18 protein-coding genes are annotated in these 16,875 nt (G+C 68.3%); 10 read left to right on the plus strand and 8 right to left on the minus strand.

Annotation, left to right across the window (positions count from 1 at the left end):
• Positions 1 to 101: 101 nt before the first annotated feature.
• The 6 genes from AC5RU7_RS01805 (at position 102) to AC5RU7_RS01830 (ending at position 5,991) form a co-directional block, all read left to right on the plus strand.
• Positions 102 to 1,142, plus strand: coding sequence for a DUF7847 domain-containing protein (locus AC5RU7_RS01805; RefSeq protein ID WP_494050838.1), 1,041 nt, complete (start codon positions 102 to 104; stop codon positions 1,140 to 1,142).
• Positions 1,132 to 1,773: a DUF4129 domain-containing protein gene (locus tag AC5RU7_RS01810; protein WP_494050839.1), complete on the plus strand. Its 642-nt coding sequence runs from the start codon at positions 1,132 to 1,134 to the stop codon at positions 1,771 to 1,773. Before AC5RU7_RS01805 ends, AC5RU7_RS01810 begins: the two co-directional genes overlap by 11 nt.
• Before the next feature lie 71 nt (positions 1,774 to 1,844).
• On the plus strand, positions 1,845 to 2,960 hold the full coding sequence (locus tag AC5RU7_RS01815) for a DUF4350 domain-containing protein (RefSeq protein ID WP_494050840.1): 1,116 nt from the start codon (positions 1,845 to 1,847) through the stop codon (positions 2,958 to 2,960).
• Positions 2,957 to 3,952 (plus strand): AAA family ATPase, encoded by a 996-nt coding sequence (locus AC5RU7_RS01820; RefSeq protein WP_494008745.1) that lies wholly within the window; start codon positions 2,957 to 2,959, stop codon positions 3,950 to 3,952. Before AC5RU7_RS01815 ends, AC5RU7_RS01820 begins: the two co-directional genes overlap by 4 nt.
• Positions 3,952 to 5,244: a DUF58 domain-containing protein gene (locus AC5RU7_RS01825; protein ID WP_494050841.1), complete on the plus strand. Its 1,293-nt coding sequence runs from the start codon at positions 3,952 to 3,954 to the stop codon at positions 5,242 to 5,244. Before AC5RU7_RS01820 ends, AC5RU7_RS01825 begins: the two co-directional genes overlap by 1 nt.
• A gap of 33 nt (positions 5,245 to 5,277) precedes the next feature.
• On the plus strand, positions 5,278 to 5,991 hold the full coding sequence (locus tag AC5RU7_RS01830; protein ID WP_494050842.1) for a DUF4166 domain-containing protein: 714 nt from the start codon (positions 5,278 to 5,280) through the stop codon (positions 5,989 to 5,991).
• A gap of 33 nt (positions 5,992 to 6,024) precedes the next feature.
• Here the strand turns inward: AC5RU7_RS01830 and AC5RU7_RS01835 are convergent, their stop codons facing one another.
• The 5 genes from AC5RU7_RS01835 to AC5RU7_RS01855 all read right to left on the minus strand — a co-directional run bounded on the left by AC5RU7_RS01835 (position 6,025) and on the right by AC5RU7_RS01855 (position 10,882).
• Positions 6,025 to 7,089 (minus strand): uroporphyrinogen decarboxylase/cobalamine-independent methonine synthase family protein, encoded by a 1,065-nt coding sequence (locus AC5RU7_RS01835; RefSeq protein WP_494050843.1) that lies wholly within the window; start codon positions 7,087 to 7,089, stop codon positions 6,025 to 6,027.
• Entirely contained in the window at positions 7,086 to 7,493 is a 408-nt protein-coding gene (locus AC5RU7_RS01840; protein WP_494008749.1) for a chorismate mutase, read from the minus strand. The genes AC5RU7_RS01835 and AC5RU7_RS01840 overlap by 4 nt, the downstream gene beginning before the upstream one ends.
• Positions 7,494 to 7,594: 101 nt before the next feature.
• Positions 7,595 to 8,722 (minus strand): tRNA 2-thiouridine(34) synthase MnmA, encoded by a 1,128-nt coding sequence (mnmA, locus tag AC5RU7_RS01845; protein WP_494050844.1) that lies wholly within the window; start codon positions 8,720 to 8,722, stop codon positions 7,595 to 7,597.
• A gap of 143 nt (positions 8,723 to 8,865) precedes the next feature.
• The gene (locus AC5RU7_RS01850) at positions 8,866 to 10,095 is read right to left on the minus strand and encodes a cysteine desulfurase family protein (RefSeq protein ID WP_494050845.1); all 1,230 of its coding nucleotides are present in this window, start codon (positions 10,093 to 10,095) and stop codon (positions 8,866 to 8,868) included.
• 97 nt (positions 10,096 to 10,192) lie between these two features.
• Entirely contained in the window at positions 10,193 to 10,882 is a 690-nt protein-coding gene (locus tag AC5RU7_RS01855; protein ID WP_494051343.1) for a hypothetical protein, read from the minus strand.
• Between the two features lie 183 nt (positions 10,883 to 11,065).
• Between AC5RU7_RS01855 and AC5RU7_RS01860 the strand changes: the two genes are divergently transcribed.
• The 4 genes from AC5RU7_RS01860 to AC5RU7_RS01875 all read left to right on the plus strand — a co-directional run bounded on the left by AC5RU7_RS01860 (position 11,066) and on the right by AC5RU7_RS01875 (position 14,199).
• Positions 11,066 to 12,013 carry a J domain-containing protein gene (locus tag AC5RU7_RS01860; protein ID WP_494050846.1) on the plus strand — a complete coding sequence of 316 codons (948 nt, stop codon included), beginning with the start codon at positions 11,066 to 11,068 and terminating at the stop codon, positions 12,011 to 12,013.
• A 36-nt stretch (positions 12,014 to 12,049) separates the two neighbouring features.
• Entirely contained in the window at positions 12,050 to 12,517 is a 468-nt protein-coding gene (locus AC5RU7_RS01865; protein WP_494050847.1) for a tRNA (cytidine(34)-2'-O)-methyltransferase, read from the plus strand.
• Positions 12,518 to 12,722: 205 nt separating this feature from the next.
• Positions 12,723 to 13,331 (plus strand): sigma-70 family RNA polymerase sigma factor, encoded by a 609-nt coding sequence (locus AC5RU7_RS01870; RefSeq protein ID WP_494050848.1) that lies wholly within the window; start codon positions 12,723 to 12,725, stop codon positions 13,329 to 13,331.
• Between the two features lies 1 nt (position 13,332).
• Entirely contained in the window at positions 13,333 to 14,199 is an 867-nt protein-coding gene (locus AC5RU7_RS01875; protein ID WP_494050849.1) for an anti-sigma factor, read from the plus strand.
• A 70-nt stretch (positions 14,200 to 14,269) separates the two neighbouring features.
• Here AC5RU7_RS01875 and AC5RU7_RS01880 read toward each other — a convergent pair whose 3' ends face one another.
• The 3 genes from AC5RU7_RS01880 to AC5RU7_RS01890 are packed head-to-tail and all read right to left on the minus strand — an operon-like array spanning position 14,270 to position 16,807.
• A complete protein-coding gene (locus AC5RU7_RS01880) occupies positions 14,270 to 15,049 on the minus strand; it encodes a PIG-L deacetylase family protein (RefSeq protein ID WP_494050850.1) in 780 nt (259 codons plus the stop codon).
• Positions 15,050 to 15,053: 4 nt separating this feature from the next.
• Positions 15,054 to 16,001, minus strand: coding sequence for an electron transfer flavoprotein subunit alpha/FixB family protein (locus AC5RU7_RS01885; RefSeq protein ID WP_494050851.1), 948 nt, complete (start codon positions 15,999 to 16,001; stop codon positions 15,054 to 15,056).
• 14 nt (positions 16,002 to 16,015) lie between these two features.
• Entirely contained in the window at positions 16,016 to 16,807 is a 792-nt protein-coding gene (locus AC5RU7_RS01890) for an electron transfer flavoprotein subunit beta/FixA family protein (RefSeq protein WP_494051344.1), read from the minus strand.
• Between the last annotated feature and the right edge of the window lie 68 nt (positions 16,808 to 16,875).

A 16,875-nucleotide genomic window follows, 5' to 3' on the forward strand; every position in this document is an offset into this window, starting at 1 on the left:
AGCAGCCGCCGGCGGGCCCACCGCCCGCACCCGGCTCGCCCTACGCCGGGGCTCCTTACAACGGAACGCAGAACGGCGGCCCGTATGGCCAGCCCCGCTACGTGGCACCGCCTAAGCCTGGCATCGTCCCGCTGCGCCCCCTGATGTTCGGCGAGATCATGGACGGCTCCTTCCAAGCCATTCGGCGGAACCCGAAGGCCATGCTGGGCGCCGCCGTGCTGGCCCAGTCTCTGTCGGCCATCCTTGCGGCCGTCATCACGGCCTTCACCGCGACCTCCATGGGATCCGTCGAAGCCTGGGCGGAGAGCGCCAGCCCGGCCGAGGCAGCATCGCTGGGCATTGGCTTCTTTTCCGCCTTCCTTGTGGTCGGCCTGCTGACACTGCTGATTTCGGCGGTCCTGCAGGGCGCGATGGTGGTCCCGGTGGCACGCGCAATCCTGAATCGGCGGACGGGTTTCCGCCAGATGTGGGCACTCTCCCGGTCACGCGCCGGGGCCCTGATCCGCCTGGCGCTGCTGCTGGCGGGCGCCGGCCTGCTCGCGTTCGGGCTCCTCGTGGCGGTTGCGGTAGCCCTGGTGTCCAGCATGGAAGGAACCGGAGCGCTCCTGCTCATCCCGCTTGTCCTGGCGTTTATCGCGCTGATCATCTGGATCGCCGTCAAACTCATGGTGGCTCCCGCCGCCGTCGTGATTGAGGAACTGGGAGCCCTGGCGGGGCTGCGGCGGTCCTGGGACCTGACCCGCGCCAATTGGTGGCGGATCCTCGGCATCACGCTGGTGGTGGGCATTTTGGTGGGGATTATCAGCCAGGTGGTGATGATCCCGGTCAGCCTGCTGGCAGGATTCCTCACCACATTCACCGATCCACTGGGCGGCGGTGGTGAGGCGGCAGCCACCGCCGTGGCACTTGGCGTGGTCACTGCTGTCCTCGGCGCCCTGGTAGGTGCCCTCGGATACGCGTTCCAGACGTCCGTCATGGCGCTGCTCTACATGGATCTGCGGATGCGGAAAGACGGCCTGGACATCACCCTCCTGCGCCTTGCAGAATCGGGCGCCGATCCCGACGGCGTTCCGGGCCGCGGGGCAGACGGCGTCCGGGGACCGGAAAACGGACCTCCCTCCGGTCCTTGGCATGTCCGCTGAACCCCCCGTACTCCCCGGCGCAGGGGAAGCCCGGCGGTGGGCCGAGGAAGAACTCGCCAAAGCGGAGTACCGCGAGGCCGCGCCGTCATGGATTGAAACCGTCTGGGAGTACTTCCTTGACTGGTTTTCGTCCCTGGACGGATCCACGGACTCCGCAGGGCCCCTGCCGAGTCCTGTGATCGGGATCGTGATTGCCCTGATCATCGCGGCCGCCGTGATCCTCGCCAAACCACGCCTGAACGCCGCGTTACGCCGATCCAGGGAAGTCTTCGAACCGGACAGCGTCCTTTCCGCCGCTGAGTACAGGCGACGCGCCGAGGCGTCGGCCGCGTCAGGGAAATGGGGGGACGCCGTCGTCGAACGCTTCCGTGCACTGGTACGTGCCGCTGAAGACCGGACCATCCTGGAACCGCAGCCCGGGCGCACGGCAGACGAAGTGGCTCGTGAGCTGGCTGTGCCGTTCCCGAAGGAAGCAGGGCGCCTGGAGCGCGCGGCAGGCGTTTTCGACGCTGTGCGCTACGGAAACCGGCCGGCAAACCCAGGCGATTACCAGGACCTGGCCGGCCTGGACGCCGACCTCGAGGCATCGAAGCCAGAGTCCGCACTGCAGCCACCGGCGGCCCTGGGATGACGGATACCCTTCCTGCCGGTGTCCCCGGGACGGCGCCGTCGCCCGCCCCCGGGTGGACACCTCTGCCCTGGGTGCGCAAGCACCGTGCGTTCACTGCCCTATGCGCGGTGGTCGCCATCGCCCTGGGCCTGGTTGTCTGGGGCCAACTGGCTCCCCGGGGTGACGCGGTTCCGCTGTCCCCCGCCAACGCGGGTCCGGACGGCGCACGGGCCGTCACCCAGATCCTGGGGCGCCACGGAGTGGAGGTGCACACCGCCGGAACGTTTGAGGATGCGATGTCGGCGCTGGAGGAAAGTTCCGCCGCCACCCTCCTGCTGTATGACCGCAACGGGATCCTCGACGAACCGCGGCTCCGTGAGCTGGCGGCTGCAGCCGGTGAGGTTGTGGTGGTCACGCCGCGGCTGGAAACACTCACAGCTCTGGACAGCGGTATCAGGCAGGCAGGAGTGGTGCCCGACGATGCTCCCCCGCTGGCCCCTGGCTGTCCACTCCCCGACGCCCAGGTGGCAGGGGACATCTCGGGCAGCCAGGGTTTCGTGTACGACGGCGGGGTGTCCTGTTACCGGCCTTCCGGAACTTCCGCCGGGCTGCTGGCCGTCAGCGGCGACGGACAGCTGACAGTGCTGGGCAGCACGGTGGTCCTGGGGAATGGGCAGCTGGATGAGCTGGGACATGCTGCCCTTGCGCTCCGGACCCTGGGCAAGTCTCCAGACCTGGTCTGGTACCTGCCGTCACTGCAGGATTTGGCGGCATCCGGGTCCGGGCAGACCCTGGACGAGCTCGCGCCGGAGTGGGTCCGTTTCCTGGGTCCCTGGCTGCTGGTGGTTGCCCTGGCCGCGATCGCTTGGCGCGGCCGGAGGCTCGGCCCGCTGGTGTTCGAGCCGCTGCCAGTGGTGGTGAAGGCAGTGGAAACCGCAGAGGGCCGCGCCCGGATGTACCACGATGCACACGCGGTGGACCAGGCGCGGGACAACCTCCGCGCCGGGATCCTGGTACGGCTGGCCGCGAAGCTGCGGCTGGGACCAGGCGCCTCTGCTGACACCATCACCGAGGCGGCGGCACGGTTGCTGGGCCGGCCGGCAGCCGATATCCGGGACCTCGTCAACCAGCATCCCAACAGCGAGTCCCGGCTGGTCGCCTGGGCACAGGAACTGGACAACCTAGAGAAAGAGGTCAACAGCCGATGAGTGAACACGGCAGCGGCCAGCGGGTCCTGGACCCGATGGAGCACGATTCCGCCCGGCAGGCCCTGCTGGATGTGCGCCACGAAGTATCGAAGGCGGTGGTGGGGCAGGACGCTACGGTCACCGGCATGCTGATCGCCCTGCTGTCCCAGGGGCATGTGCTGCTGGAGGGTGTGCCGGGCGTGGCAAAGACCCTGCTGGTGCGGGCCCTGTCCGCGGCACTGGACCTGGACACCAAGCGGGTGCAGTTCACCCCGGACCTAATGCCCGGCGATGTCACCGGGTCCCTGGTTTACGACTCGCACACCTCGGAATTCACGTTCCGGGAGGGGCCGGTTTTCACCAACCTCCTCCTCGCGGACGAAATCAACCGGACGCCGCCCAAGACCCAGGCCTCGCTGCTGGAGGCGATGGAGGAACGGCAGGTCTCGGTGGACGGCGTGTCCCGCCCGCTGCCCGCCCCGTTCCTGGTGGCCGCCACGCAGAACCCAGTGGAGTACGAGGGCACCTATCCCCTTCCGGAAGCCCAGCTGGACCGCTTCCTGCTCAAGCTCACCATGCCCCTGCCCGAGCGTTCGGCGGAGATGGAAGTCATCCGCCGCCATGCAGCCGGTTTTGACCCGCGTGACCTGGCAGCGGCCGGGGTTAGGGCGGTCGCGGGCGCCACGGACCTGGAGCGGGCCCGGCACGCCGTGACGGGCGTCGCCGTCGAGCAGGAAATCATCGGCTACATCGTGGACCTGGTGCGGGCCACCCGCACGGCGCCGTCCTTCCTGCTGGGCGTTTCGCCGCGTGGAGCCACGGCCCTTCTCAACACCTCCCGGTCCTGGGCCTGGCTGTCCGGCAGGAGCTTCGTCACCCCCGACGACGTCAAGGCGCTGGCCCTGCCCTGCCTCCGGCACCGGGTTGCGCTGCAGCCCGAGGCCCAGATGGACGGGGTCCGGGTGGATGACGTGCTGGGCAGCATCCTGGCATCCGTTCCCGTTCCGCGCTGATGGCCATTTCCGGGCGCTTTGTCCTGTTGGTGCTGCTGGGCCTGGTTCCGGTCCTGCTGCTGCCCGGATGGGGAACGGTATTTGCCGTGCTGGCCGTCCTCGCCGCCGTATGCGGCACCGACCTGTTATTCGCCGGCGCACTGAAACCGGTCCAGGTGCTGCGATCCGATCCCGGCAACGTCACGCTGAACGGGACGACGGAGGCCCGGCTCATTGTCCGCAATGACGGGAGCAGACGACTGCACGGCACGCTGCGGGACGGCTGGCAGCCGTCAGCCGGAGCGCAGGACCCGGTCCAGGGCATCGATGTTCCCGCGCATGAAAGCCGGCGCATCACCGTGCGGCTCCGGCCGGTACGCCGTGGCGACCTCAAGGCCCCGCACGTCACGCTGCGCTCCTTTGGCCCCCTGCGCCTCGGAGCCCGCCAGCGCACCATTGATTGCCCAGGCGCGCTGCGTGTCCTGCCCCCGTTCCATTCGCGGCGGCACCTGCCCTCCAAACTGCGGAAGCTGCGGGAGCTGGACGGGAAAGCGGCCGTCCAGATCCGCGGGGCCGGCACCGAATTCGATTCGCTGCGGGACTACGTCCGGGGCGACGACGTCCGGTCCATCGACTGGCGCGCAACTGCCCGCCGGTCCGCCGTCGTGGTCCGCACCTGGCGGCCCGAACGTGACCGCCGGGTGGTGATGGTCCTCGATACGTCGCGGACCGCGGCAGCGAGGATCGGCGACGAAACCCGCCTCGATACCGGGATGGAGGCGGCGCTCCTGCTCGGTGTCCTCGCCGAGCGGGGTGGCGACCGGGTGGACTTCCTGGCCTTTGACCGCAGGGCACGGGCCCGGGCAGGTTCCGCCGTTCAGGGCAACCTGTTGGGACAGCTGGTCCAGGCCATGGCACCGCTGGATCCGGAGCTCATCGAGATGGACTGGCCGGCCGTCCCTGCCCAGGTCCGCGCCGTCACGGCCCACCGCTCCCTGGTAGTGCTGCTGACTTCCCTCGACGGCGGCGCGCCGGAGGAAGGGCTCCTGCCTGCCGCCGCCAGGCTGGCCCAGGACCATGTGGTGGTGGTGGCAGCTGTCCGGGACCCGCAACTGGGTGCAATGGTGCGGGAGCGCGGCGATGCTGCCGGGGTGTTCCGGGCCGCCGCGGCGGAACGTGCCCTCCTGCAGCGAGCCGCCGTCAGCGCCGAGCTCCGCCGGTACGGTGTGGAAGTGGTGGACGCCGAACCGCACCAGCTGCCGCCGCGCGTCGCGGACATGTACATCCGGCTCAAAGCTGCCGGTAAATTGTGAGACCAGTAGTGTGTTGCGCCCAGGAGGAGCTTTGTGAACGTGCCCATTTACCAGCAGGTCCTTGGAACGGACTTCGCCAGGCTGCAGCCGGAACTCCAGGAGTACTTCGCCCTGGTGCCCGGCTCAGGCCGCTACGGCATCGGTGAAGGGACATTCGATGTGGTGGGCTGCCGGCAGGAGTGGCTGCGCCCGCTGCTGCGGCTGACCAGCGGGGAGGAGGCCTTCTTCCCCGAATATGGCGAGAACATTCCGTTCCGGATCGAGAACCACGCCCACCAGGACCCATTTGGCCGTTCCAGCCTTACCGCCCGCAGGGAGATCCGGTTTCCGGGACGGACCCGGATCTTCCAGGACACCACCAGCGCCACCATCCGCAACGGGTCTCCGCAGCTGGTGGACTACGTGGGCCGCTACCGCCGCATGGTGACCGACCTGAATCTGAGTGTCACCGCGGAGGGACGGCTGCGCGGCGTCTCGGAAGCCTCCCGGCTGTTCCTTGGCCCGCTCCGGGTGCCCTTGCCGGCGCCGGTCGACGCCAAGGCGTACGCCGAGCAATGGTGGGATCCCGCAGGCGGTACCAATGGCAAGCACCGCATCCAGGTCAAGGTCATCCAGCCGCAGATTGGCTTGGTCCTGGTTTACGCCGGAAGCTTCGACTACCGGTTGCGCCCCTACACCGGAGGCAGCGCGGCCCAAAGCTTCCTTCCCCGTTACGCACAGCCGGACCGCTGGGAGAACAGGGTTTAGGGCGGGCCCGCCCTGGCTGGCCGGCCCTGCCGGTTAGCCCAGGGCGAGCTGGTTCAGCCCGTCCGCCAACTGCGTCAGCCTGCCCAGCACCGCGGTGGCCTGTGCAGGGGTGCGGCCGGCCAGGCCCGCCGACGGCGTGACGCGGAGGGTCTGCAGGGACGACGCCGGCAAGCCAAGCTGCCGCCACGGCCGCCACACGGATTCCACGCAGTCCGCAACCTTGGGAAGGGTTTCCCCATCCACGTCCAGCGCCCCGGCCCACAGCCGCTTGCCTGCCTCCACCGTCCCGGCCAGGTGCTCCCACTGCCGGGTGGTCAGGGCCCTCAGGGGCACAGCGACGCCGTCCGCGCCGGACGCCAGGATCGGCTCGAAAGGTGCTTCGATGGCGGGCACGGACACCACCACCTCGCCGGCTCCCGCGGCACGAAGGGCTTCAACCACCAGGCGCCATGCTTCACGGGCCTCCGCGGAGGCAACGGCCCGCAGCGTACGGTAGCCACTGGCAGTAGGGATGGTGCCGGCGAGCACGGCGGCGATATCCGGTTCATCCAGCTGGACCACCAGCCGCGCACCGGGCACGGCTGCGGCTACACGGGCCAGGTACCCTCCTACACCCGCAGCGAGCGACTCAGCCAGGTCCCGCCGTGCACCATAGTCGACCAGCGCGCGTTCGCCGTTATGCAGGTGCAGGCCGGCGGCCAGGCTAAGGGGGCCGACCAGCTGGACCTTGATTTCCTCCGCGGACGCCTCCTCGGTCCCCGCGACGTCGGCCAGGACGTTGATGTCGGTGGCAAGCGCCGAGGCTGCACGGCGCACATCCTTGCCCGGACGGTCCACGAGCCGCCACCCGTAGGGCTGGACATCCACGGCCAGTTCCTCGAGCAGGGACGCGGTACGGCCCAAGGCATCGGAGCCTACGCCCCGGGCCGGCAGTTCAGCCAGGAACGGCAGGTGCGGTCTGCCGAGTTCTCCACGGATAATCCTGGCAGCTTCCAGGGGGTCCTCGCCCGGCCATGGCCCCAGCCCGGTCGCCGTTACTTCCGCCGGCGGGGCCTTCTTGGGCGCGGCGGCGGGTTCGTGACGTTCAGCAACGGTCATGCGAGTGCTGATGCCTGCGGGTGCTGGCCGGAGGCGGCCTGGTGGTCCTCGGCGATCGCCTCGTGGTGGCGGATGACCTCGCCGATGATGAAGTTCAGGAACTTTTCGGCAAAGGCCGGGTCCAGGTGGGCATCCTCGGCGAGCCTGCGGAGCCGTGCGATCTGGGCAGTCTCGCGCCCCGGGTCACCCGCGGGAAGCCGGTGGGCGGCTTTCAGGAAACCCACCTTCTGCGTGGCCTTGAAACGCTCCGCAAGGAGGTACACCAGCGTGGCGTCGATGTTGTCGATGCTGGAGCGGATGGACAGCAGTTCAGCCATCACCGAACTGTCCACCTGGCCGGCCAGGGAGCTGGCGGAGGGATCGTATTCGTCGGAGTCTGGTGAGGGGAGGTTGTGCTGCGTCATGATCCCAGTCTATGGGCAGCGGGACTGATGGGCCGGGTGTTAAGCGCGGGTGCCGGGGCCGCCCCGGGGCCAGCGGCACACCTCAGATGCCCACCCGTGGTTTACAGCGCGGCGCGCTGCAGGGACCGGGCGGCGTCGATGGTCGCCTGGCCCAGGACGCGGCTGCCCTGGTAGAGGACAACTGTCTGCCCGGGCGCCACGCCGCGGAGGGGGTCTGCCAGCCGGACCACCAACTGGCCGGCTGACTCCCCGTCCGTCTCCATGCGGGCGGTGGCGGGCACCGGGTCGCCGTGGGCGCGCACCTGGGCGTAGCAGTCAAACTCCTCCCCGGTTTCCACTTCCCGGATGGGCAGGCCCGCCCAGGACACCTTGATGCCGCGGATTTCATCGATGGCCAGCAACGCCTGCGGTCCCACGACCACCTTGTTTTCCTTGGGCCTGATCTCGAGCACGAAGCGGGGCTTCCCGTCAGCGGCGGGGGTTCCCAGCTTCAGGCCACGGCGCTGTCCGACCGTAAACGCGTTGGCGCCGGGATGCTCGCCCACCTTGGCTCCGGTCTCGTCCACGATGTCGCCGCGGGTCATCTCGATCTTCTCGGCGAGCCAGCCCGCCGTGTCGCCGTCGGGAATGAAGCAGATGTCATGGCTGTCCGGCTTGTTGGCCACCGACAGGCCGCGGCGCTCGGCCTCTGCCCGGACTTCGGCCTTGGAGGGCGTGTCGGCGAGCGGAAACATGGAGTGCTTGAGTTGTTCGTGGGTCAGGACACCCAGGACATAGCTTTGGTCCTTTGCCCAGTCCGCGGCGCGGTGCAGTTCGCGGTTTCCGTCGGCGTCCTCGATGACCTTGGCATAGTGGCCGGTGCAGACGGCGTCGAAACCCAGCGCGATCGCCTTCTCCAGCAGCGCCGCGAACTTGATGCGCTCGTTGCAGCGCATGCAGGGGTTGGGCGTGCGGCCGGCAGCGTACTCATCAATGAAGTCCTGGACCACGTCTTCCTTGAAGCGCTCCGAGAAGTCCCACACGTAGTACGGAATGCCCAGTACGTCACAGGCCCGCCATGCATCGCGGGAGTCCTCAATGGTGCAGCAGCCGCGGCTGCCCGTCCGCAGGGTGCCAGGCATCCGCGACAGCGCCAGGTGGACGCCGACGACGTCGTGCCCGGCCTCGACGGCGCGGGCGGCGGCAACGGCGGAGTCAACTCCGCCGCTCATGGCTGCTAGAACTCGCATGCTGGCTTTCTGTCGGGGAAGGTTTTGGCCGGCGCCACGTGGCTGGGGACCGGCTGTGCGGATCGAACGGGCAGGCTCCCGGAAACGATCCTCGCCTATCTATTCTACGGCCTCATGTAAAGTGTCCCGCCGCAGATGCCGAGTCAGCGGCTGCCTGGCCCTCGGCGGGCAATGGTCCCGGCCGTCTGGATCGAGGACTCGTGACCGGCCATGCCTGCCTGCCGGGCACGCACGTAGGCATCGGGCAGGGCACCCAGGAGGGCGTCGACGTCGGCATCCGTGGAAGCATGGCCCAGCGTGAAGCGCTGTGCCCCGCGTGCTGTCTCCTCGTCAAGCCCCATGGCCAGCAGGACGTGGGAGGGCCGCGGCACTCCGGCGGTGCAGGCGGAGCCCGTGGATGATTCCACCCCGGCGAGGTCCAGCAGGAAGAGCAGTGAGTCCCCTTCGCAGCCCGGGAAGGTGAAGTGTGCGTTGCCCGGGAGCCGGCCGGTACCGGGGGCGCCTCGGAGGACGGCTTCCGGAATCCGTTCGAGGACGCCCTCGATCAGGCGGTCCCGCAGGGCTGCGATGCGCGCCGCTTCATGGCCCAGATGGAAGGTCGCGGCCGCGGCGGCCGCAGCGAAGGCGGCAATAGAGGCCGTGTCCAGGGTGCCGGAGCGGACGTCCCGCTCCTGGCCGCCGCCGTGCTGGACCGGCGTCAGCTTGACCGCGCGGCCCAGCAGGAGGGCTCCCACGCCCACCGGCCCGCCGATCTTGTGGCCGCTGATGGACATGGCGTCCAGGCCCGACTCCTTGAAATGCACGGGAAGCGACCCGAACGCCTGCACGGCGTCCGAATGCACGGGAACGTCCGCGGCATGGGCCAGTTCCACTATGCGGTGGATCAGCTGGATGGTACCCACCTCATTGTTGGCCCACATCACGGTCACCAGGGCAATGCCGGCGGGATCACGGGCGAGTTCGGCCTGAAGGAACGCCAGGTCCAGCACGCCCTCGCCGTCCACGGGCAGCCACGTCACCTCCGCGCCTTCATGGCGCTCCAGCCACTCCACGGTGTCCAGCACTGCATGGTGTTCGACGGCGGAACACAGGATGCGCCGCCGCTCAGCGTCCTCCGCCCGGCGGGCCCAGTACAAGCCCTTGACGGCAAGGTTGTCCGATTCGGTTCCGCCCGACGTGAAGATCACTTCGGACGGGTGGGCCCCGGCGGCGGCAGCTATTGTTTCCCGGGCGTCCTCCACCGTCCGGCGTGCCCTCCTGCCCGAGCCGTGCAGTGACGACGGGTTGCCCGTGCGGGCAAGTTCGCGGGTCAGGGCAGCCAAAGCCTCAGCTGAGAGCGGGGTGGTTGCAGCATGATCGAGGTAGGCGGGCACCCTGTAATTCTAGCCGTTTCGGGCCCGGCGGCTCCCGGCAGGCAATCACTGCAGGGACAGTTTCGGGACATCGCTCCCCTGGGTGCCGCCTGCCAGCCTAGTTCGACGGCGGCAGGACCTGGAGCCGGGTGCCGACGTCGGCACGGGCTCCGGCGAGGGAGGCGGCATCGGGACAGGACACCGAGACGTAGACAGATGAGCCCGCCGTCGCGAAGAGCCGCGCCATTACAACTGTTGCCCTGGCGCCGGGCGCGGCCTGCTCGAGGAGCAGGACCTCCACCCGGCGCTCCGGCGCTTCCGGATCCTCACCCCAGCGCAAGGAGTCCGTCTTCAGGTAGCCCGGCAGGATAGTGGGGTCCAGGTACTCGAAGAGCGCAACAGTCGATTCCCGGTCGTCCGCACGGGCGAGGGCCTCCTGGCCGCCGCGGACCCTGGCAGAAACCAGGCAACCATCCGCCTTCAGGTACTGGCTTTCCCCCGCCACGTTTTCCTTGACTGCCTGCCAGCCCGGCGCGTCCTTCAGCCCGTCGGAAATCCCGACGGGCACCCCGCGGGCCAGGATGCCACCGGCGCTGAAGGGCAGGTCCTGTGCAGCCACGGCTGCTGCATCATGTCCCGGTGTAATGGTGGGGGTGGCCGGGTGGGTTGGACTTTCCGCCGCTTCCGGGGCGGCGGGATCCGGCACGTCCAGGCTGCACCCGCTGAGGAGGACGGGGACCAGCGCGGCTGCCAGCACCGCCCTCCGCCCGCCGTCGATGGCGGGCCGTCCCGCCGTCGGCGTTTCCATCTCCACCCCAGTACCTTCCCCATCGGCCGTCCGGCCGTGCCCCCACGAGTCTAGACTGCCGGAAGGGCGGGAACCTGCGGAGCCAGGACGGTCGTTGTCACATCAGGGCCGGCCGCAATGCTGGCTAAACTGGGCTGGCCCGGCTCCATTCACGGGCCGGACCACAAGGAAAAGGATGTGTGCTTGAGCGAGCTCAACAGCTCCCACTACCAGGTCCTCCAGGTGGCGGTCACGGCCACCGACAAGGAGATCAAGGTGGCCTACCGCCGTGCCGCCCGCACCGCCCATCCGGACCATGGCGGTGACGCTGCGGCCTTCCGCCGGGTGACCGCCGCCTACGAGACCCTCATCGACCCGCAGCGCCGCAAGGCATACGACCGGTCCTACGCGGCAGGCACGGTCCGAGAGGCTGCCGACAATGAGGCCCACTTCGACGCCCCTCCCGCGGGCAGCCGTGCGTCAGCCACCGTCCACCGGCCGGGCAGCGCCCGGAACACGGCCGGGGACCCTCCCGTCTACGTACCTGCCTACGAGGGCGGGACGCCGGGCAGTGTTCCGCTCATCCCCCTGGCACAGGCCAGCCAGCAGGTACACGGCATGCCACGCAAGCGCGGCATTTTTGGTGCCGAGGCCCGGATCCAGCGGGAAATGCGCACGGTGCAGCTTCTGACCCGCCAGGTCCTGCCGGCGATTCCCGCCGCCCGGCTTGTCAACGGCCTCCAGTCGCCGGCGGACAACAGCCACATCGACCATGCGGTCCTCTCCGGCTACCGGTTGGCCCTGGTCAATTCCATGCTCCTTCCCAAGGGCGCGTACGCCTGGGATGGCAGGACCCTGAACCACGGCGCGCGCACCATCGCCCCGCCGCAGCTGGCCCACCTGGTCCGGGCGATGCAGGACATCTTTCCGGAACTAAACGTCACCGGCTGGACCGTGGTCCTCAGCCCCACCGGCAACCTGCACGAGCCCGTCATCGACCACCACCGGCGCCCGTCCGGAGCCCTGGACACCGTCCAGATCGTCAACGCGGCCGGCATGGTCCGGGGCATTAAGGAGTTCCTTGCCTCCGGACCGGCACCCAACACCGTCAATGTCCCCGTCCTGGCCCGGCTGCTGCGCGGCATGCACTGAACGGATTGGCCGGCCGGCTGTCGCTAGGATGGAACCGTGTTCCGCATTCTCTTCCACGCCCCTGAAATCCCCGGCAATACCGGCAACGCCATTCGGCTTGCCGCCATTACAGGGGCTGAGCTGCACCTTGTGGAACCGCTCGGCTTCGACTTCTCCGACGCCAAACTGCGCCGCGCTGGCCTCGACTACCACGACCTCGCCGTCGTGACCGTCCACAAATCCATCGAGGACGCCTGGCAGCACCTGCAGCCGGAACGCGTCTACGCCTTCACGTCGGACGGAACGGCAAGCTACACGGACATCTCCTACCAGCCGGGCGACGTCCTGATGTTCGGCAGGGAATCCGTGGGACTTCCGGAAGAGCTGAAGAAAGACCCCCACGTTACCGCCACCGTGCGGCTGCCCATGCTGCCGGCCCTGCGGTCGCTCAACCTTGCCAACGCCGCCTCCATCGCCGTCTACGAGGCATGGCGGCAGCAGGGGTTTGCGGGCGCACGCATCTGAGACCGCCGACGTCCTTCCGGCCCATAAAGATTCCTCTGCGCCACCCATCCTTATCCCCTTTTGCCCCGAATGACTCCTGGAAGCATTTCCAGGACTGATCAAGGAGCGGCAGGTGACATTACTGGAAGCAGGCTCCCGGGCCGGCCCGACCGGCCGTAGCGGAACCGCTAAGGATTCACCGCCGCGAGACTTATGCTTGGTAGTAATGGAAACTCCCAATGCGCCAAATGCCGAGGCTTCTGCCGCGCTGACAGATCCGCCGGCTGACCTCAGCCGCCGTCTTGCTGTCCTCCTGGCCGGCATCGCCCAGGGCGACCAGGCGGCCTTCGCGGAGTTCTACCAGCTGACGTCCCGCAGGGTGTTCGGTATGGCGCGCAGGGTGCTGATCGACCCCGAACTCAGCGAGGACACCACACAGGAAGTCTTCCTGCAGGTGTGGCAGAGCGCGGCAAAGTTCGATCCCGCCGCCGGCAGCCCGCTGTCCTGGCTGATGACCATTTCGCACCGGCGTGCGGTGGACAAGGTCAGGTCCTCCCAGTCCTCAACGGACCGCGAGGCGAAGTACGGGGCCAGCACCCAGGACATTGACCATGACACGGTTTCCGATGAAGTGGGCAGCAGGCTCGAAGCCGAAGCGGTTGTCCGCTGCCTGGGAACCCTGACCGATACCCAGCAGGAGTCCGTACGCCTGGCATACTACGGCGGCCTCACCTACCGCGAGGTGGCAGAGCGGCTGAACACAGCAGTACCAACCATCAAGTCCCGCATCCGCGACGGACTGATCCGACTGAAGACCTGTTTGGGGGTGAGTTGAGATGACAGAGATGAACCAAGGGCCCAACGGCCGCTCCGGGGCTTTCGGCGACACCGTATCCACGGACCTTGCTTCCGGCCGTGCCCTGGACCTGGCGGAACTCTATGCCCTGGACGCCGTCACGGACCACGAACGCCAGGCGATTGAGGACTACATCTCAGCCGCCCCGGACGCGGAGCGGCTTGCCTTCCTGGAGCGTGTCCGCCAGGCACGCGAGACCCTCGCCACAACCTTCCGGTACGAGGAAGAGCCCCCGGCTGACCTTTTCAACCGCATCGTCGCCCAACTGCCGGACACCACCAATATGCGGCAGGACGGACAGCCCGGCGCCGGAGCTACCCCTGCCCCGCCGGCCACGGTTGCAGGAACGGCCAGCGTGGATGAACTGGCCGCAGCACGGCAGCGGCGGGAGGAACGGCGCAGGCCCGGTGGAGCGCGCCGCTGGCTTGCCGGGGTTGCCGCCGCCGCAGCAATTGCGCTGGGCGGGGTCGGAGTGGGTTCCTACCTTGCCGACCAGAACGATCCCGTAAACCAGGTGACCCGGGCCGGCGACCTTCGCGAGGCGTCCGTAGATGTGTCCGCAGGCGGCACCGCCACGCTGCTCATCTCGGCATCAGAAGACGCGGCGGTGGTGAAGATGAACGACGTTCCCGCCCCGCCGGAGGGCAAGGTCTACCAGATGTGGCTTATCCCCAAGGACGGCTCGGCCCCCGTCTCGCAGGGCCTGATGGACGAGGACGCGCTGTCCAAGCCGGCCGTGGTCCAGGGCATCTCGTCCGCGTCCGCCCTGGGCATCACGGTGGAACCGGTGGGCGGGTCCCAGTCCCCCACCCTTCCCACAGTGGCTGCAGCACCCCTGGGCGCCTAGCACCGCACCAGAGACAGCAGAACGCCCCGTTCCCTTCGCTGGAAGGGAACGGGGCGTTTCCTGTTGCGGGCTAGAACCCGGCGATAGTGCCAGGTCCGTTGATTGCCACCACGTGGAAGGCTTCCGCGCTGCTGCCCTCGGGGAATCCCGCGCGCGCCGCGTTCGCGCGCATGCCGTGGCGAACGGTAGCTTCCATGGCCTCCACGTCCGGGTGCTGGCTGACGTGGACGTGGATGGCGGCCAGCTTGGCCTCCACCTTGCCGGTGACGTCCACGAAATGGTTTTCCCGCTCTTCCGGACCGGCATACAGCCAGAGCCAGGGCAGTTTGAAAGCTTCCAGCCCGGACTCCGCCAGTTCCGGGTACGCGAACGGGTTCTCCAGAGCCGGGTAGACGGCACGGGTCACTGCTTCTCCCACCGCCAGATGGTCAGGGTGGCTCTTCTGGATGCGCCGCCAGTTCCGCTCGGGGTGCATGGAAAGCACGACGTCGGGCCGGATCTTCCGGATCAGCCGCACCACTTCCTTCATCACCTCATGAGAGGGTTCCAGGTACCCGTCACGCTGGTGCAGGTAATGGATGTCGGTGACACCCACCAGTTTCGCGGCGCGGCGCTGTTCGGCGTCGCGCAGGGCGATGATGTCCCCGCGGTGGGCGGGGTCGAAGCCGCCGGCATCGCCGTCGGTCATGATGCAGTAGCTCACCTCAACCCCCGCAGCCGTCCAGGCCGCGATGGTGCCGGCGGCGCCGAAGTCGATGTCGTCAGGGTGCGCCGCAAAACAGAGGACCCGCCCAACCCGGTCCGTGGCCGGGTTGAACGGGCTCTGTGCCTGCAGGTTCAATGCAGTCAAAGATTCAGCCCTTACGCTTCTTGATCTCCGCGGTAGCCTGCGGCAGCACCTCGAAGACGTCCCCGATGATGCCGAAGTCGGCGATTTCGAACACCGGCGACTCTGCGTCCTTGTTGACGGCGACGATGACCTTGGAGGTCTGCATGCCGGCCTTCTGCTGGATGGCACCCGAGATGCCCGCTGAGATGTACAGCTGCGGCGAGACAGTCTTGCCGGTCTGGCCCACCTGGGCGTCGTGGCTGATCCAGCCGGCGTCGGTGGCGGCGCGTGACGCCCCCACCGCTGCACCCAGGGCGTCGGCGAGCTCCTCGACCGGTCCGAAGTCGCCGTCCAGGCCGCGTCCGCCGGCGACGACGATACGGGCGTCGGTGAGGTCGGGCCGGCCGCTTGCCACTTTCTGCTCGCGGGCGGTGATGCGGGCGGCCGCTGCAGTTGCGGGCACTTCCACGGTCAGGGTTTCAGGTGCCGAAGGAGCGGCGGCGGGCTCGGGGGTAACGTTGTTGGCCTTCAGGGTCACAACGGACACGGCGGTCTTTGCCTTGCAGGACGTGTTGTAGGAGCCGGCCAGGACAGACTTGTGCGCCGTTCCGTCGGCGTCCACCCCCACGGCGTCGGTGATGACGCCGGCGTTCAGGCGGATCCCCACGCGGGCGGCAATCTCCTTGCCCTCGGGCGAGTTGTCCAGCAGGACAATGCCGGCACCCGTTGCGTCGGCTGCGGCGGCGACGTAGGCAGCCTTGGGAGCGACCAGGTAGTCATCCAGGTCCTGGGCGGAAGGCCGGACCACCGTGCTGACGCCGTATTCAGCGAACGTGGCTGCGGCGCCGTCCGAGACCTCTCCGTTGACGGCAACAACACTTTCTCCCAGGGTACGGGCAAGCGTCAGCAGCTCCAGGCTGCTCTTCTTCAGTTCAGCACCGGGGTTGTCAAGAAATACGAGTACTTTTGCCATGTCTGTGATCCCTCTTAGAGCAGCTTCTGTGCGGCCAGGAAGTCGACCAGCTTGATGCCGGCGTCGCCTTCGTCAGTGATGATGGTGCCTGCGGTACGCGGCGGCCGTTCCTCAGCGCTGACCACGCTGGTCCAGGAGCCGCTGAGGCCCACCTGGGAGGGGTCCACCCCGATGTCCGACAGGGTCAGGGTGGTGATGCTCTTGCGCTTGGCAGCGATGATGCCCTTGAAGTTGGGGTACCGGGGCTCGTTGATCTGGTCCGTGACGGACACGACAGCGGGCAGCGGCGCTTCCACGGTCTCCGAGGAAGTGTCCGCATCCCGCCGGGCGGTCAGCCGTCCGCCGGACACGTCAAGCGACGAGGCGAACGTGACCTGCGGCAGGCCGAGGCGTTCCGCCAGCTGCGCCGGCACCAGCGAGGTTTCGCCGTCAGTGGAGGCCATCCCGGTGATGATTAGGTCCGCCTGGCCCACGTGGCGGACCGCCGCCGCCAGCGCCAGGGAGGTTGCAGCGGCATCCGAACCCGCCAACGCATCGTCGGAAAGGTGGATGCCCTCGGTGGCGCCCATCTGCAGGGTCTTCTTGACGGCGTTTACCGCGCCTGCGGGGCCCATGGTGAGTGCGATGACCTGGTTGCCGGCCTTGCTTCCGCCGCGCGCCTCGGCCAGCTGCAGTGCCGCCTCCAGCGCGTATTCGTCAAGTTCGGACAGGATGCTCTCATCGCGGTCCGTCGTGAAGCCCTCCCCGTTGAGGTGACGGTCGAACTGGGCGTCCGGTACATGCTTGACCAGGACGATGATCTTCAATGTATCTTCCACTGTATTGACAGCAGCCTTCCATGCTTGTGGACAGCCAGCCGGGTGAGGTCATGGCC

It is taken from the genome of Arthrobacter sp. K410C, from assembly GCF_059090105.1.

Bases quoted from the DNA above. Each gene is read 5' to 3' on its own strand.
- AC5RU7_RS01825 (WP_494050841.1), top strand. From the start codon at position 3,952: ATGGCCATTTCCGGGCGCTTTGTCCTGTTGGTGCTGCTGGGCCTGGTT.
- AC5RU7_RS01835 (WP_494050843.1), bottom strand. From the start codon at position 7,089: ATGACCGTTGCTGAACGTCACGAACCCGCCGCCGCGCCCAAGAAGGCC.
- AC5RU7_RS01885 (WP_494050851.1), bottom strand. From the start codon at position 16,001: ATGGCAAAAGTACTCGTATTTCTTGACAACCCCGGTGCTGAACTGAAG.
- AC5RU7_RS01820 (WP_494008745.1), top strand. From the start codon at position 2,957: ATGAGTGAACACGGCAGCGGCCAGCGGGTCCTGGACCCGATGGAGCAC.
- mnmA (WP_494050844.1), bottom strand. From the start codon at position 8,722: ATGCGAGTTCTAGCAGCCATGAGCGGCGGAGTTGACTCCGCCGTTGCC.
- AC5RU7_RS01855 (WP_494051343.1), bottom strand. From the start codon at position 10,882: ATGGAAACGCCGACGGCGGGACGGCCCGCCATCGACGGCGGGCGGAGG.
- AC5RU7_RS01840 (WP_494008749.1), bottom strand. From the start codon at position 7,493: ATGACGCAGCACAACCTCCCCTCACCAGACTCCGACGAATACGATCCC.
- AC5RU7_RS01875 (WP_494050849.1), top strand. From the start codon at position 13,333: ATGACAGAGATGAACCAAGGGCCCAACGGCCGCTCCGGGGCTTTCGGC.
- AC5RU7_RS01870 (WP_494050848.1), top strand. From the start codon at position 12,723: ATGGAAACTCCCAATGCGCCAAATGCCGAGGCTTCTGCCGCGCTGACA.
- AC5RU7_RS01810 (WP_494050839.1), top strand. From the start codon at position 1,132: ATGTCCGCTGAACCCCCCGTACTCCCCGGCGCAGGGGAAGCCCGGCGG.